Here is a 15,546-nt window from a genome sequence, read left to right as displayed (position 1 = left end):
CGGTGGCGGGCCAACCGTTTGACACCTGGCGGCTTTTCGATGCCCCGATGCGGACCGGGAAGCAAAGGTTCGCTTATTTTTATTACCTTTGCGGTGTCCATAGGATAACGATTCAAATTCGATGATATTATGGTGAAACCTACTTTATTGGTCCTCGCTGCCGGCATGGGCTCGCGCTACGGCTCGCTCAAGCAGATGGACGGGGTCGGCCCCAACCGGGAGGCCATTATCGACTATTCGGTCTACGACGCCATCCGCGCCGGATTCGGCAAGGTCGTATTCGTCATTCGGCACTCGTTTGCCAAGGAGTTCCAGGAGGTCTTCTCCGCCGAGCGGTTCGGCGGCCGCATCGCTGTCGAGTATGTCTTCCAGGAGCTCGACTACCTGCCCGAGGGGCTGACGGTGCCCGAGGGCCGCGTCAAGCCGTGGGGCACGAACCACGCCGTGATGATGGCGGCCAAGGCCATCCACGAGCCCTTTGCGGTCATCAATGCCGACGACTTCTACGGCGCGGAGGCCTACCGGACCATCGGCGACTACCTCGCACAGCTCGACGGCAGCCGCAACCGCTACTGCATGGTGGCCTACGACCTGAACCGCACCCTCTCGGAGAACGGCACCGTCTCGCGCGGCATCTGCTCGGTCGACGGCGAAGGCAACCTGACGGCGATGGTCGAGCGGACGCAGATTGAGCGCGTGGCCGACGGCCGCATCCTCTTCCACGACGGCGGGGCCGACGAACCGCTGGCCGAGGATACCCCCGTCTCGATGAACCTCTTCGGCTTCACGCCCGACTACTTCGACTACTCGGCCGCCTACTTCAAGGAGTGGTTTGCGGCCAACCGCGAGAACCTCAAGGCCGAGTTCTACATCCCGACGATGGTCAACAAGCTCATCGGCGAGGGGACGGCTTCGCTGCGGGTGCTGCGCAGCACGGCGCAGTGGCACGGCGTGACCTACAAGGAGGACAAGCCGGCGCTGATGGCCAGCATCGAACGGATGATTGCCGAGGGCAAGTATCCGCGCAACCTTTGGAAATAACGGCCGGCAGCGGCGGCGGAGGTTGGCGGCCGGGAACTGTGTACGGAGATAACGGCCGGAAGCAGGGACCGGAGCGGCTGATGCTGCGGCCGGAACAGCCGCCGGAAGCAGGAACCGGAGTTGACAGCCGGGCACGGCGGCCGGAGATAAGGGTCGGCTGCAGGGACCGGAAACGGCTGATGCAGCGACCGGCAACAATGGCCGGAAACAACGGCACATACAGCGGCGCTCTGCCGCACATCGGAAGAAAGAGTCCATCCACCAGTCGGTGGATGGACTCTTTGTTTTGTGTCGGTTCCCGGAGCTCCTTGCCAAGGGGGAGGGTGATGGGGGAGGGTGATGGGGGCGTCGGGCATGCGGAGGACAGGCTCGCAGGTGTCGGGCGTACGGATGTCGGGCGTGCGGAGAATGGGCGTGCGTGCGGCGGTCAGTCGAGATAGCCCGCGCGGACCAGCTCCTCGCGGATTTTTACCCAGTCGGCCACGGGGCGCTTCACCCCGTCGATGAAGCGGATGGGGCACCCCAGCGCGCTGTCGTCGATGTAGAGGTCCGCATGGATTTTGGGCGACTGCGTCCAGCGGTGCTGCTCGGGATTCTCGTTGACGGCGTAGAGCGGAATATCCCGCTCGGCAAACCAGGCAAGCGCCTTGTCGAGCAGCCGGCCGCTGCGCATCGTGCAGAGGATGAGCCGGCATCCGTTGTCGGTCAGCTCGCGGAGCACGGGCACGGCGCCGGCATCCTCGCCCACGTGGGGGTACTCGTGGGTGACGACCGTGCCGTCGAAATCGACGGCGATGACTGCATCGTGTATGGCCATGGCTTGAGGTCTTTGTGTGTCGGCGGGTTACTTACGCCCTGTCGTGCTTGCGGTGGTGATGGTGGCGGTGGCTCTGCTCCTCCCCGCTGCGCGTCAGAAGCCGGCGCAGGAAGTTCAGAATCCGCTTGCGGTAGCTCGTCTCCTGGTAGTCGTCGCCGTAGCCGTACCCGTAGGTGTAGCCATATCCGTACCCGTATCCATAACCGTACCCGTATCCGTATCCGTGGCGGCGGCTGCGGGCGCCGTTGAGGACGATGCACATGTTGCGGAGCTTCTTTTCGCGGTAGAGCCGTTCGATGTCGGGCAGCTGGCGGCGGTCCAGAACCCCCTCGCGGATGATGTAGATGCAGAGGTCGCACAGACGGTCGGTGCTGATGGCGTCGGCTACCGACATGGCCGGCGTCGAGTCGATGAAGATGTAGTCGTAGCGCGTGCGGAGCTCGGCTATGAGCGTATCGAGCCGGTCCGAAAGCAGCATCTCGGCCGGGTTGGGCGGCTGGATGCCGGCATAGACGACATCCAGATTGTCGTGAACGCCGGAGCGGGAGATTATCTGGTCTGCGTCGGTGATGGAGCCCGAAAGGTAGGCGGAGATGCCTCGCGAATCCTTGCCGTGGCCGAATTCGCTCGAGAGGGCGTGGCGGCGCAGGTCGAGGTCGAGCAGCACCACCTTTTTCCCGGCCATGGCCAGCGTGACGGCGAGGTTGACGGCCACGAAGGTCTTGCCGGCGTGGGGGTTCGACGAGGTGAAGAGGACGCACTGCAGGCGGCTCTGGCTCGACACGTTCATGAAGTTCATGTTCGAGCGCAGCATGCGGAAGGCCTCCGAGAGGGCGTCGCGGCCCGCCTCGCGCACGGCGACGATGCCCTTCGTGGTCTCACCCTCGTAGAGGGGAACATCACCCAGGAAGGGGGCGCTCAGATTCTCCTCGATGTCCCTGCGGCCGCGGATGGTCGTGTCGAGCATGCTCAGCAGGAAGAGCAGGCCGAAGGGAATGGCCAGTCCGACGATGAGCGCAATGCCGAGAATCATCGACGATTTGGGGGCGATGGGGGCTCCCGAGCCGTATGCCAGGTCGATGACGCGGGCGTTGCTCTCCGCCACGGCCAGGTTGAGCTGCGTCTCCTCCTGCTTGTTGAGCAGGTAGAGGTAGAGCTCCTCCTTGATTTTCTGCTGGCGGGCGATGCCGAGCATCTCCTTCTCCTGCGAGGGGACCGTCGAGATGCGGCGGTTGGCCTGCTCCTCCTCCGAGCGCAGGGCGTTGCGCTGGATTTCGAGCGCGCGGATGTGCGAGTCGAGCGAGGCGATGATGGAGCGGCGTACGGCCGCCAGGTTGTTGTCCAGCTCCTGCATCACGGGGTTGTTGGCCGAGCTGTTCTCGCTGAGCTTCTCGCGGCGGAGAATCCCCTCGTTGTAGGCCGAAATCTGCTCGGTGATGCCCGAGTTGGCGATGGCGGCCATGGCGGGAATCAGGTCGCCGGCATGCTCCCTGTCGAGCAGGTAGGAGCGGATGAACTCCGCCACGTTGATTTGGTTCTCGAGTGAGAGCCCCTCGGCCTTGAACTGCGAGCTCTCCTCGACGTTGCGCGTCGCCTCGCTCGCGAGGTCCACCATGCGGTTGTCCCTCTTGAAGTTCTCGATGTCGCGGTCCACGTCGTTCAGCTCGCTGCCGATGATTTCGAGGCGCGAGTGGATGAAGTCGGCCGTCTCTTCGGAGATGCGCCGCTTGTCGGCGATGGCGTCGTTGTTGTAGACCGTGATGAGGGTGTTGATGACATCCTCGGCCCGCTTGGGCACCGCGTCGTTCATCGCGATGCCGACCACCGAGGTCTGCTTGTCCTCCACGGCGCACTTGACGGCGGCCCGGTAGGCCGACGTGGCCGCCTCGAGCGAGCTTTTCGCAACCTGGATGGCCGTTCCCTCGTCGGCGGGCGAGAGGTAGAGCGTCTTGCGGATAATCATCCGCCCCAGCGGGGTGGAGACCGTATCGCCGTAGGCGGCCGTTACGACGCGGCCGCGCTCCTCGTCGGAGATGTAGCCGTCGTCGAAGTCGGTGAGTTTGACCTGCTCGCCGCCGGCCAGCGGACGGGCCCGGAACGAGAAGGACTGGTTCTCGCCCTCGTCCACGAAGTCGGCCTCGATGGGCGACCGTCCATAGAGGTCCTGCGTGCGGAGTCCGCTGCGCTTCGAGTAGCCGGTCGTCAGACGGAGCGTGCGGACCACCTCCTGCATCAGCCGGCGCGACTGGAGGATGTAAATTTCGTTGTCGACGCTGTTGCGGCTCTGGAAGCCCGAGATGTCGCTGAAGGCCGAAATATCCATGTTGGCCCCCTTGCGGTCGTCCTTGACCAGGATGGTGGCCTTGCGGCTGTAGACCTTCGGCGTGCGGGCCAGATAGAGGTAGCCTGCCCCCAGGCAGACGATGACCGATATGGCGAACCAGTACCAGTTGGCCAGTATCATCTGGATGAGGTCGTGCAGCGAGAACATCCCCGCTTCGGAGGTCTCGTTCTGGGGTGCGTGTTGCGTATTGGGTGTCTGTTCAATCATGGTCGCGGATTATTTTCTGGAAAGGGTTACGACGAGCGTCGCAATCGAGATGGCGGTGCTCACCAGCGAGATGTAGAACGAGCGGTCCTGGCTGATTTGACCCGAGCGGGCCTTCTTCTTGTTGGGCTTGACGTAGACCACGTCGTTCTGCTGGAGGTAGAAGGCCGGCGAGTCGAAGATATCCTTCGAGCGCAGGTCGAGGTACTCGATGGTGCGCACGCCGTTCGTCTCGCGGATGACGGCCACCTCGTCGCGCATGCCGTAGACCGTCAGGTCGCCGGCCATCGCCAGCGCATCGAAAATCGAGACGCGGTCGTTCTTGATTTCGTACTCGCCCGGATGGGCCACCTCGCCGATGACCGAGAACTTCATGTCGGCGAACTCCACGTTCACCGTCGGGTCGTTCAGATACCCGCCCTCGACAATCCTGTCGGCGATGGCCTTGGCCAGTTCGCTGCGGGTCATGCCGCGGCAGTCGATTTTCCCGATGATGGGCATGTCGAACATGCCGTGCTCGTCCACCGTGCGGACCTGAAGCGAGGAGGCGTTGCTCGAAGAACTTGTTCCGGTAGTTGACAGCGCGTTGTAGCCCGAAGCCGTATTGAAGGGGACGGCCAGTTCGGGGTCCTTGCTGTTGACCACGACGGTGAGCCGGTCGAGCGGCTGGATGCGGATTTGACCCTTGAGGGCTGTCTGTTCCGGAGTGTATGGGGTGGCATCCTGGAGGTACCAGGTCTTTTTGGCGGCTCTTTGCGTTGCACACGACGTGAAGGCAAGCGCCGCGAAGCAAGCGACGGAGAGCAGGAGAAAACGGAAAAATCTCATCTGTTTCAGGATAATTGTATACGCCCCGCAAAGGTAGTAAAGTTTTCCGAAAAATCCAGCGGTGCAATTTGCTATTTGTGCCGCAGTTGGACCGATTGAGCGTCCGTCGGGGCAGGGTGCGGGATGCGGCGCCGGAGTTGAGGTGTTGCGGCGGCGGAGCTCCCTCTGGGGACGCTCAGGGCCGGTGCCGCGCGCTCTTTTGCGGGATTCGGCGTTCAGCCGTATCAAAATTGCCGGAAAAAGTGTATTTTTGGTCCTCCGAAGCGTCGCCGGACGCTCTGGATGCCGGCTTCCGGCCGTGCCAATCCCTCCCGACGCCCTCCCCGATTCGTTCGGCGGGGCATTCCTCCGGCGGACTTCGCTCTGGACCGCAACGTCGGCGAGCGATGCAGTGAACGGCGCGGCGCGACGCGGGTGCGGCAGGGAGGCGGAGCAAAATGTGAACAGTTTGATTTGAAAGGTAATAAGAGACAATGGATGCGATGAATCATCCCGAATGGAGCTATCAGGCCGTCATCTACGAAATGAACGTCCGCCAGCTCACCCCCGAAGGGTCGCTTCGGGCCGCAGCCGCGCGGCTGCCGATGCTGCGCGACATGGGCATCGATGCCGTATGGCTCATGCCCGTCTATCCCATCGGCGTCGAGGGGCGCAAGGGCTCGCTGGGCTCCTACTATTCGATTCGCGACTACTGCGCCATCAACCCCGAGATGGGGACGATGGCCGATTTCGACGCCTTCGTGGCCGAGGCGCACCGCCTGGGCATGAAGGTGCTGCTGGACTGGGTGGCCAACCATACGGCGCGCGACGCCCGCTGGATTGTCGAAAAGCCCGCCGACTGGTACGAACGCGACGCCTCGGGCGCACCCGCCGTGCCGTGGGACTGGACCGACACGGCGAAGCTCAACTACGCCAACCGCGCCGTCTGGGAGGGTGAGGCCGAGGCGATGGAGTTCTGGCTCCGCGAGCACGGCGTCGACGGCTTCCGCTGCGACATGGCGATGCTCGTGCCGGTGGAGTTCTGGCATGAGACGGTCCGCCGCCTGCGCCTTATGAAGCCCGACCTCTTCATGCTGGCCGAGGCCGAGGAGACGAACCTCTTCGAGCACGGCACCTTCGATGCCTGCTACGCCTGGCAGATGCACCACCTGATGAACGACGTGGCGCAGGGTCGGGTGCGGGTCACGGCGCTGCGCGACTACATCTACGCCGACCGCGGCCGCTACCCCGAGTCGGCCATGCGGCTCACCTTCACCTCGAACCACGACGAGAATTCGTGGAGCGGCTCGGAGTTCACCCGCATGGGGGCCGCCCGTGAAATCATGGCGGCCTTCACCTTCGTCGTGCCGCGCGGCCTGCCCCTCGTCTATACGGGACAGGAGGTGGGCTACGACCACAGCTTCGCCTTCTTCGACCGCGACCCCCTGCCCGATGCCGCTCCCAACGCCTTCACGGAGTTCTACCGCCGGCTCACCGCACTGCGCCACAACCACCCGGCCCTCGCCTCGGGCGGCCGCGGCGGCGGGATGGTCGAAATCCGCAACAACGCCGAGGATTGCCTGATGACCTTCGTGCGCGAAGCGGGCGACGACCGCGTCGTGGCGGTGATGAACCTCTCGCCCTACGCCATCCATGCCGACTACCGCACGGGCATCTACGCCGGGCGCTACATCGACGCGATGACGGGCCTGCCGTTGCTGCTTGCGGAGCATGTCGAGGAGGATATGGCTCCGTGGAGCTACCGGATTCTGACCCGCTCCCGCGAATAGCGCCGCCGGAGGAGCCGATGTCAACCTTTTTTCCGCTTTCCTGCCCATGACCACCGAATCCGAACCCATGCTCCGTACCGCTTCCGGGTGCGATGCCCCGTCGGGGAAGGCCTCCTGCGCCGGGGTTGCCGACCAACCCTCCGCCGGAACGGCCGCCGATGGGTCTGCCTCTGTCGGAGTTGCCGCCGGCAAACCCTCAATTCGAGACGGGCGCCCCGCCTACGGAACTGCCGACGGGACTGCCGACGGGGCCGCCGCCGTGCCTTCCGCCGACGACCGCCCGGCTGCCGGCGGAGCGTGTCCCCTCGGTGCCGGGGCCGGGGAGGGCGGGAGCCGCATCGAGCGCATCGAGCCGCCGTCGTGGTGGGTCGGCATGCAAACGCCGCTCCAGCTGCTGGTCAAGGGGCGGGGGATTGCCTCGTGGCAGGTCGCGGTTGATGGCTGCGAGGGGGTCCGCGTCACGGCGCTCCATCCCGGCACGAGCCCCAATTACCTCTTCGTCGACGTGGCCATAGCGCCGACGGCCCGCCCCGGCCGCATCCGCCTCCGCTTCACCCGCGGCGGCGAGCACTTCGGGGTCGATTACGAGCTGGCGGCCCGTCCGCAGCGTCCGCAGCGCGCGAGCTTCTCGACGGCCGACGTCCTCTACCTGGTGATGCCCGACCGCTTCGCCGACGGCGACCCCTCGACGGACAACGACCCCTCGACGGCCGAGCGCTGCGACCGCCGCGACCCCTTCGGCCGCCACGGAGGCGACCTGCCCGGCCTTACGCGGCATCTGGACTACATCGCCCGGCTCGGCGCCACGGCCGTCTGGTGCACCCCCGTGCTGCTCGACAACGAGCCGCACCAGTCGTACCACGGCTATGCCACGGCCGACTACTACCGGGTCGACCCCCGCATGGGCGGCAACGAGGCCTACTTCACCTTTGTCGGGGAGTGCCACCGCCGGGGGCTGAAGGTGGTGATGGATGTGGTGACGAACCACTGCGGCAGCGCCCACTGGTGGATGGAGGAGCCTCCGTTCGACGACTGGGTCCACCGCCACCGAAGCTATACGCCCACCAACAACCTCTTCTCGACCCACATGGACCCCAACGCCTCGCGCTACGACCTGGAGGTGTTGCAGAGCGGCTGGTTCGACCGCTCGATGCCCGACATGAATCTCGACAACCCGTTCGTGCTGAACTACTTCCGGCAGTGGGCCGTCTGGTGGATTGAGCGGGCCGGCATCGACGGCCTGCGCGTGGACACCTACCCCTACAACGAGAAGGGGCCGATGAGCGCCTGGTGCGCCTCGGTGCGGCGCGAATATCCGTGGCTCAACATCGTCGGCGAGTGCTGGACGACCGACATCCCGCGTCTGGCCTACTGGCAGAGCGGCCAGATGAACCGCGACGGCTTCGATTCGCACCTGCCCGCCCTGATGGACTTCCCGCTGCAGGAGGCGCTCTGCTCGGCGCTGCGGCCCGAGCGGCGGGGCGGCGGGATGATGCGCCTCTACGACTGCCTCGCGGACGACTTCGTCTACCACAATCCGTCGAATCTGGTCACCTTCTTCGGCAACCACGACACGGAGCGGCTGGCCGACGTCGTCGGTGGCAGCTGGCGGCGGATGAAAATCGCCTTTGCACTGCTGGCCACCCTGCGGGGCATTCCCCAAATCTTCGCCGGGGACGAGCTGGGGCTGCGCACGACCGATGCGGCGCAGGGCCACGGCGCTCTGCGCCGTGACTTCCCGGGCGGCTGGGCGGGCGATGCGCGCAACTGCTTCGAGGAGTCGGGACGGCTGGGCGAGGCGGGTGACCTCTGCGCCTACGTGCAGCGGCTCTTCACCTGGCGCCGGCAGTGCCGCGTCCTCCACACGGGGCGGACGATGCACTTTGCACCCGAGGATGAGTGCTACGCCTTTTTCCGCTACGACCGCAACGCCTGCGTCTTTGTCTTTGTCAACAACTCGCGGCGCCGCGTGCGCATTCCCTGGTCGCACTATGCCGAAATCGCCGCGCCGCTCCGTGAGGGGCGCAACGTGGTGACGGGCGAGCGGGTCACGCTCTCGGAGCGGAGCCGCGTGGCACCGCTCACGGCGCTGGTGGTCGAGTTCGACCGGGGCGTCGCGCCGACCGGCCGCGTGGTGTGTGACGCCGGGGATAAATCCGCAGCGGAGCGATAACCGGTTGCCTGCCCCCTGTCTGCCCGCCTTTCTGTCTGCTGCCCTGTTTTTAGTCTCACCTCTTTCCTCGCGCCTTGCGCTTTCTGCCTCCCGACTTAGAACGCCTTTCGCCGTCCGGCAGACGGTACGCGCCGGCGGGTGCTGAATTCCCCTTCCGGAACCCTCCGGGCACAATGCCGCAAATAGAAAAGGGACGGAGCTCACGGCTCCGTCCCTCTTTTCTGCACTCCGCCCTCCGGGGCGACCCCTTTCTCGTGTTTGCACTCCGCCCTCCGGGGCGACTCCTTTCGCGTGCTTGCGCTCCGCCCTTCGGAGCGACCCCTCCCGCGTGGGTCAGAACTCCACCTTGGGGGCTACGTCGCTCCCTTCGGCCGCCTCGAAGTAGGGCTTCTTCTCGAAGCCGCAGAGCGAGGCCACGATGTTGGTCGGGAAGCGGCGCACGGCGACGTTGTAGCCGCGGGCCGTCTCGTTGAAGTCGCGCCGCGCCACGGCGATGCGGTTCTCGGTCCCCTCGAGCTGCGCCTGAAGCTCCCGGAAGTTCTCGTTGGCCTTCAGGTCGGGGTAGTTCTCGGCCACGGCCAGCAGCCGTCCCAGCGCCGTGCGCACCTCGGCCTGCGCCGCCTGGTAGCGCTCCAGCTGCTCGGGCGTCAGCTCGTCGACCGAGAGGTTGATGGAGGTTGCGCGCGTGCGGGCGTCGGTCACCTCCTCGAGCGTCGTGCGCTCGTGCTCGGCGTAGCCCTTGACCGTGTTCACCAGATTGGGAATGAGGTCCGAACGGCGCTGATACTGCGTCTCGACGTTGGCCCAGGCGCCGTTGACCGCCTCTTCACGGCTCACCAGCCGGTTGTAGCTCGAGTAGAAGAAGAATCCTCCGATGACGAGGATGGCCAGTACAATCCAAATCCATTTTTTCATTGTTCGCTCTCTTGATTGGTTTATTCTGTTGTCTCAGTAGGTTGCTGTTGCCTTTTCCGTTGCCTTTTCTGCTGCCTCGGCCCGCTCTCAGCGGCTTGCCTCGTCCTTGCTCTCCGCGGCGCCTTGCCCGGTGGGGGGGGGAAGGTGCCGGCCGGGGGGCTGCGCCTGTGTTCTGCCGGGGCGCTGCGTCTGTGTTCTGCCGGGGCGGTCCCGGGCTGCGGTTCGCCGCGGCGCTGTTCCGCCGGGCTTCGTTTTGCCGCCCTTGCTCGCCGGCCGGGGGCGCTGCATTGCGCGTCCCTTTCTGCACTTCTTGCGTGCTTCTTTTTCCGCTCCTTTGGGCATCCTCGGGGCTACCAGCGCGAGCCGGCGCCGCCGCCTCCGAAGCTGCCTCCGCCGAAGCCTCCGCCCATGGAGCCCCCTCCGCCGCCGAAGCCGCCCAGTCCGCCGAAGCCGCCGATGATGGGCCCTCCGCCGCGCCCTCCGAAGCCGTTGTCGCGCCATTCGCGCTCCTGGCGCCGCACCACATGGCCGCAGTGCGTGCAGACGAAGGTGTACTCGACGATGCGGTGCTGGGGGGTGAGCCCCAACACGCGCCGCTCCTCACGGACGAGCGTATGCTTGTGGCAGCGCGGGCAGCGCTTCTCCTGCCGCCGGCGGTGGAGCGCCAGCAGCGAGGTGGCGAGGAAGAAGAGGATGACCGCGCCGAAGATGTAGAGCACCGGCAGCGGCCCGTCGTCCGGCTCCTCCTCCCCGAATGCGATGCCGCTGCCCGTCAGGGCGCCCGCCACGGCCTCGACACCGGCCACCATGCCGCCGCTGTAGTCCCCCGTGCGGAAGCGGGGCAGCATCAGCTGCGTCTGAATCCGCTTGCAGAGGGCGTCGGTCAGAACCCCCTCGACGCCGTATCCCGTCACGAAGCGGATTTCGCGCCGGTCGCGGACCAGCAGGATGCCCACGCCGTTGTCGTCGCCGGCGCGCCCCACGCCCCAGCGGCGGAAGAGGTCGATGGCGAAGGTGAAGAGATCGTCGCCGGCAATCTCGTCGACGGCCACCACCGCCACCTGGGCGATGCCCTGCCGGCGCAGCGAGCCGCAGAGCGAGTCGATGCGGGCGACGGCTGCCTCGGAGAGAATCCGGTCGGGATTCGAGACGTAGCGGTTGCGGTCCGTCAGCTGGACGTTGGGAATCTCCTCCACGCGGTAGCCGGCCGCCCGTGCGGGTGTGGCCGCAAGGAGCGGGAGCATCAGGCTCAGGAGGATGGTGGTCAGCAGGGTGCGCATGGTTGAAAACAGGGGGTTGTGTGGTGCAAACATACGAAAAAAACGGCAAATCGCCCAATGGTGCAGGGGGCCTTTCGTCGCTTTTTTTCGTCGGCCGGTCGGGCGGCCCGGGGCGGGGGAGGGACTGTCTCTTATACCCGTCTGACGCTGCCGCCGGGTACGGGGGGGNGGGGAGGGAGGTGCCCCGGGGCCGCGGGCGGGGCCGGGCCGATGGAGGGTCCGGTCCGGGAGGCGGTTCCGTGTGTGGGTCCGGGCTGGTTGTGGCTTCGAGACGGTCCGGGAGGCGGTTCCGCGGGCGGGGCCGGGAATGGTTCCGCAGAGGGGGCCGGGTTGGGGGAGATGCAGGAGCGGTCCAGCGGTCCGGTGGTTGGTCCGGGGCTGTGCGGCGCAGGGTGGAGCGGCGTTCCGGCTCCGTGGAAGGTCCGGGCCGGGAGGTGGTTCCGCTCATCGCCCGCTCATCGCCCGCTCAGAGGCGGCTGCGGTCCTCGGCGGCCCCCGCCTCGATGCTCTTCTTCTGGAAGGCCTTGCCTGCCTTGAAGTTGTAGGTTATGCCCACCTGGAACCGGATGGAGCTCCAATTCTGGCGAACCTGCTGGTGGCGTACGAAGTCGTCGCCGCGTGCGCCGAGCGTCTGTGCCCGGTTCAGCAGGTTGTAGGCCGAGAAGGTGCAGGTCAGACGGTCGCCGAAGAAGCTCTTCTTGATGCTGGCGTTGAGGAAGTGCATCGCGTCGACCCAGCACGAACCCAGATAGAGCCGGTTGTTGTAGCGGTACGAGAGGTCGAGGTAGACCTTGCCCGGCAGCGTGAAGGTGGTCTGCGCGTTGGCGAAGAGGTAGTGGTGGTACCGGATTGAGCCGTGGCTCGAGAGGCGCATGCCGTTGTAGACGTAGTTGGCGTTGAGGTTGAGCGTCCACCACTTGGTGAGCTGGAACGGCAGGCTTGCGGCCAGGTAGTAGCTCGCCGTGCGGTCGTAGTTGAGCCAGAGGATGCCCAGCACGTCGGGATTCTCGGCGTCGGGAACCATGTCCTGGTTGATTTCGTCGTCGACGATGCTGATGCCGGCCGTCAGCGTGTACTTGTGGGCGAGCACCGCCGTGAGGCTCACGTCGCTCGTGTAGCTGGGGAGCAGGTCGGGGTTGCCCGTCTGGTAGGTGTAGTCCGAAATCTGCGAGCGGTTGGGCATGAGCGTCCAGAAGCTCGGGCGGCGGATGGTCCGCGCATACTGCGCCACGAGCGAGTAGGCTCCGTCGCTGCTCAGCGAGTAGGAGACGTTGGCGTTGGGGAAGAGGCTGAAGTAGTTCTGCTCGACGCCGTTGCGCCGCCCGTCGGTGCGGGTGTACTCGCCGCGCAGACCCGCCGTGACGCCCCAGCGGCCGAGCCGGGCCGTCACGACGCCGTAGGCGGCAGCGATGTGTTCGGTGTAGTCGACGCGGAGACTCTGGTCGTCGTTGCGCACCCACTCCTCCTCCTTGAGGTACTGGTAGAGGGAGTTGTTGTAGGTGTGGTTGCGCGTATACTTGGCGCCGGTTTGGAGGCTCCATTTCGGCGAGAACTTCTTGTCGAGGGCCAGCGTCAGCGCGGCAACCTCGAACGAGTTGTCCGTGTGGTCGCGGTAGGTCGAGTCGACGGAGGGCAGTCCTTCGGGCTGTATGTGGCTGAAGTTGTCGTTGTGCGACGAGGCTTCGCGGCGGGCGTAGTCGCCCAGCACCTTGAACTGCGACCCCAGCGTGTCGATTTTCCAGATGTAGTTGAAGGTCCCCTCGTAGCCGTTCGTGGTGCTTGTCGGACGGAACCGGCTGTCGGTCTCGGAAGTGGTGCCGTTGCCCATCATCGAGTGGGTCTGCGTCGTGCCGCTCTCCGTCATGCGGAGGTAGGAGAACTCGGCGCCCACGCTGTGGCGGTCGTTGATTTCGTAGATGGCCCCGAGCCGGCCGCCTCCCGATGTGTCGTCGTTCTTCATGGTCGATTCGGCATTGAGCCGCTTGCTGCTGGTCGTGTAGTCGGTCTTTTCGGTCGAGCGGGCCTCAGAGGGCCCGAACGAGGCCCAGGCCGAAGCGTTGATGTCGAACTGCCCCGTATGGATGCTGATGTTGGCTGCCGGCATGTACGAGCTGCCCATCTTGCCCTGTGTCGTGCGCATCGAGACCGAGCCGTTCAGGCCGTTCTCGCGCCGCTTGCGGAGCGTGATTTTGATGACGCCGCCCGACGAGTCGGCATCGTAGTCGGCGCCGGTGACGGGCACCACCTCGATTTTCTGAATCTCCTCGGCCCGCAGCGAGCGCAGGTAGGTGAGCAGCTGCTCGGGCTCCATGCGCAGTTCGCGGTCGTTGATGAAGACCTTCGAGCCGCTCTTGCCGTTGATGGATATCTTGTCGTCGCTCACCCAGACGCCCGGCGCCTGTTCGAGCAGCTCGACGCCGTCGCGCCCGATGGCCGAGGGGGTGTTGGCCACGTCGACCACGAAGCGGTCGGCTTCGCGGCGGATGAGCTGCGCCTTGACGGTCACCCCTTCGATTTGGGTCGCCGCGGTGCGGAGCGTCAGGTTGCCCAGTTCGCCGTCGGCGGCGAGCTGCACGTCGCGGTCGATGGGTTCGTAGCCGACATACTGGATGCGGAGGTGGTACTTGCCCGCCGGGACGCGCAGTTCGAAGCGACCCTCCTCGTCGGAGGCCATCCCCGCCACCTGCTTTTCGTCGCGCAGCAGCACGACGGTGGCGTATGCCACGGCGTTGCCCTGTTCGTCGACCACGCGGCCGCGGGTCGGGAGCATGCGGGCCGCGAAGAGCTCCGTGAGGGAGAGCATCAGTGCAAGTGAGAGAAGAACCAGTTTCTTCATGGCTTTATTGTGTTTTATTATTGTTTGCGTTGCTTGTTATTTGATAATGCAAATATAAATAAATTTCGTTGTATTATGCAATACAAAGTACTAAATTTTCGCATAATTTTTTGATACATATATTTATTAAAAAGAAATAGAGCCTCTTTTAAGAGGTAGCGAGGTGCTTGTGGTATGAGAATGTGTAGTTAAAGGAGAGGGGATTTAGCATTCGTAGTAGAGGTAAAAAGGAACTGACTATTGAAATCAATTGCAAGCACGGATAACGGTGGTATGTATTGAGTGGTAAAAGTTTCGGAATAATAAAAGTATTTTATTTGCTTAAGATTCAAACTTTATTTTTACCTTTGTAGTGTATCGAGAATATCGATACGCTTTTTTGATGGCATTTAGGCTATTGGTTTTGCAACGAAAACGACCAATTTTTAATCGCAAAAACACCAATAGGCACAATGAATGCCCTCGCTGTATGGCGTGGGTTGTGCTTATGTTTTTGCAGGCGCTTGGTCGTGCCTCGTTGCAATAAGCATGACCTGCGTTTCTTTTTTATGGTTAAGCGTATGCCCCATCTTTGGCATAGACTATAATGTTTAACGATTAAAATAATACAGCGTTATGAAAAAGAAATCTTTTTTCTCCTGCTGTTTGTCTCGGCCTTGTTATCCATGGTGTCATGTATGCCAAAAATGTATCCGCTGAGGGGGCAATACAAAGTCGAAAATACTATTGAAACTACATCGTCATACGAGGATGTTTGGAATAAAGTAATAAATTTTTTGCGTCAAACAATATTGCAATTTCGACAATCGATAAATCAAGCGGCATTGTGGCTGCGAATGATGTCGTTTTTTGGAAGACATGCCTTACAATGGAAGATAAAAGGGGTGTAATTGAAAATCCCCAGGCTTGGTTTGTCATGCCGTATGAAAAGAATACCAAGCCGGTATCAGTGCAATGTTCGCTTAATGTTCATGTGATAGACACGAATGATGGGCGTGTTTCTATAACAATAAATATTGGTAATATTAGGGGAAAAGAGATTACATCTAATTTTACGGGATTAGCCATATATCCATCCTATAATTTTTCGTCTACGGGAAAATTCGAGAAAACATTATTAGATATATTTAGATGAGCCGCATGTATTAATGTGTTGATATGATTGTCTTACTTAAGTTTGGATTGGATGTTTATCCAATCCTTTTTGTTTAAATTGGATAAACTGTTAAAGCAAAACGATTTGTAATATTTTCAAGAGAAGGTTTTTCAGCTCTTTACGACTGATGTATAGACGAACAGTGTCTTTGTAGTTTGTTTTGAGCGCAATCCATGGTGCCGA

Annotated in this window: 9 protein-coding genes; 3 read left to right on the top strand and 6 right to left on the bottom strand. The window is 63.0% G+C overall.

Annotation, left to right across the window (positions count from 1 at the left end; genetic code table 11):
- Nucleotides 1-129 precede the first annotated feature (129 nt).
- On the top strand, nt 130-1,041 hold the full coding sequence (locus tag C8267_RS10470; protein WP_199792101.1) for a nucleotidyltransferase family protein: 912 nt from the start codon (nt 130-132) through the stop codon (nt 1,039-1,041).
- Nucleotides 1,042-1,468: 427 nt separating this feature from the next.
- On the opposite strand, the gene C8267_RS10465 is transcribed toward C8267_RS10470, so the two are convergent.
- From C8267_RS10465 to C8267_RS10455, 3 genes are read right to left on the bottom strand one after another with little or no spacing between them, the layout of a single operon-like run.
- Nucleotides 1,469-1,858 carry a hypothetical protein gene (locus C8267_RS10465; protein ID WP_087362425.1) on the bottom strand — a complete coding sequence of 130 codons (390 nt, stop codon included), beginning with the start codon at nt 1,856-1,858 and terminating at the stop codon, nt 1,469-1,471.
- Nucleotides 1,859-1,889: 31 nt separating this feature from the next.
- Complete coding sequence (locus C8267_RS10460; protein ID WP_199792100.1) at nt 1,890-4,409, bottom strand: GumC family protein; 2,520 nt, start codon at nt 4,407-4,409, stop codon at nt 1,890-1,892.
- A 9-nt stretch (nt 4,410-4,418) separates the two neighbouring features.
- A complete protein-coding gene (locus tag C8267_RS10455; protein WP_106634562.1) occupies nt 4,419-5,234 on the bottom strand; it encodes a polysaccharide biosynthesis/export family protein in 816 nt (271 codons plus the stop codon).
- Between the two features lie 482 nt (nt 5,235-5,716).
- On the opposite strand from C8267_RS10455, the gene C8267_RS10450 reads away from it, so the two are divergent.
- Together C8267_RS10450 and C8267_RS10445 are read left to right on the top strand one after the other, a co-directional pair.
- Entirely contained in the window at nt 5,717-7,003 is a 1,287-nt protein-coding gene (locus C8267_RS10450; protein ID WP_087362427.1) for an alpha-amylase family glycosyl hydrolase, read from the top strand.
- Nucleotides 7,004-7,262: 259 nt separating this feature from the next.
- Nucleotides 7,263-9,176: a glycoside hydrolase family 13 protein gene (locus C8267_RS10445; RefSeq protein WP_234025757.1), complete on the top strand. Its 1,914-nt coding sequence runs from the start codon at nt 7,263-7,265 to the stop codon at nt 9,174-9,176.
- A gap of 333 nt (nt 9,177-9,509) precedes the next feature.
- Here the strand turns inward: C8267_RS10445 and C8267_RS10440 are convergent, their stop codons facing one another.
- From C8267_RS10440 to C8267_RS10430, 3 genes are all read right to left on the bottom strand, one after another.
- A complete protein-coding gene (locus C8267_RS10440; protein ID WP_106634560.1) occupies nt 9,510-10,091 on the bottom strand; it encodes a LemA family protein in 582 nt (193 codons plus the stop codon).
- A 350-nt stretch (nt 10,092-10,441) separates the two neighbouring features.
- The gene (locus C8267_RS10435) at nt 10,442-11,371 is read right to left on the bottom strand and encodes a TPM domain-containing protein (RefSeq protein ID WP_106634559.1); all 930 of its coding nucleotides are present in this window, start codon (nt 11,369-11,371) and stop codon (nt 10,442-10,444) included.
- 466 nt (nt 11,372-11,837) lie between these two features.
- Nucleotides 11,838-14,207: an outer membrane beta-barrel protein gene (locus tag C8267_RS10430; RefSeq protein WP_106634558.1), complete on the bottom strand. Its 2,370-nt coding sequence runs from the start codon at nt 14,205-14,207 to the stop codon at nt 11,838-11,840.
- Between the last annotated feature and the right edge of the window lie 1,339 nt (nt 14,208-15,546).

The organism is Alistipes sp. Marseille-P5061 (assembly GCF_900290115.1).
GTDB classification, from domain to species: Bacteria; Bacteroidota; Bacteroidia; order Bacteroidales; family Rikenellaceae; genus Alistipes; species Alistipes excrementigallinarum.
Note: the sequence above shows the minus strand (reverse complement) of the source record. Positions and strands in the feature narration are given on the sequence as shown.

Bases quoted from the DNA above. Each gene is read 5' to 3' on its own strand.
- C8267_RS10470 (WP_199792101.1), top strand. From the start codon at position 130: ATGGTGAAACCTACTTTATTGGTCCTCGCTGCCGGCATGGGCTCGCGC.
- C8267_RS10465 (WP_087362425.1), bottom strand. From the start codon at position 1,858: ATGGCCATACACGATGCAGTCATCGCCGTCGATTTCGACGGCACGGTC.
- C8267_RS10455 (WP_106634562.1), bottom strand. From the start codon at position 5,234: ATGAGATTTTTCCGTTTTCTCCTGCTCTCCGTCGCTTGCTTCGCGGCG.
- C8267_RS10460 (WP_199792100.1), bottom strand. From the start codon at position 4,409: ATGATTGAACAGACACCCAATACGCAACACGCACCCCAGAACGAGACC.
- C8267_RS10440 (WP_106634560.1), bottom strand. From the start codon at position 10,091: ATGAAAAAATGGATTTGGATTGTACTGGCCATCCTCGTCATCGGAGGA.
- C8267_RS10430 (WP_106634558.1), bottom strand. From the start codon at position 14,207: ATGAAGAAACTGGTTCTTCTCTCACTTGCACTGATGCTCTCCCTCACG.
- C8267_RS10450 (WP_087362427.1), top strand. From the start codon at position 5,717: ATGAATCATCCCGAATGGAGCTATCAGGCCGTCATCTACGAAATGAAC.
- C8267_RS10435 (WP_106634559.1), bottom strand. From the start codon at position 11,371: ATGCGCACCCTGCTGACCACCATCCTCCTGAGCCTGATGCTCCCGCTC.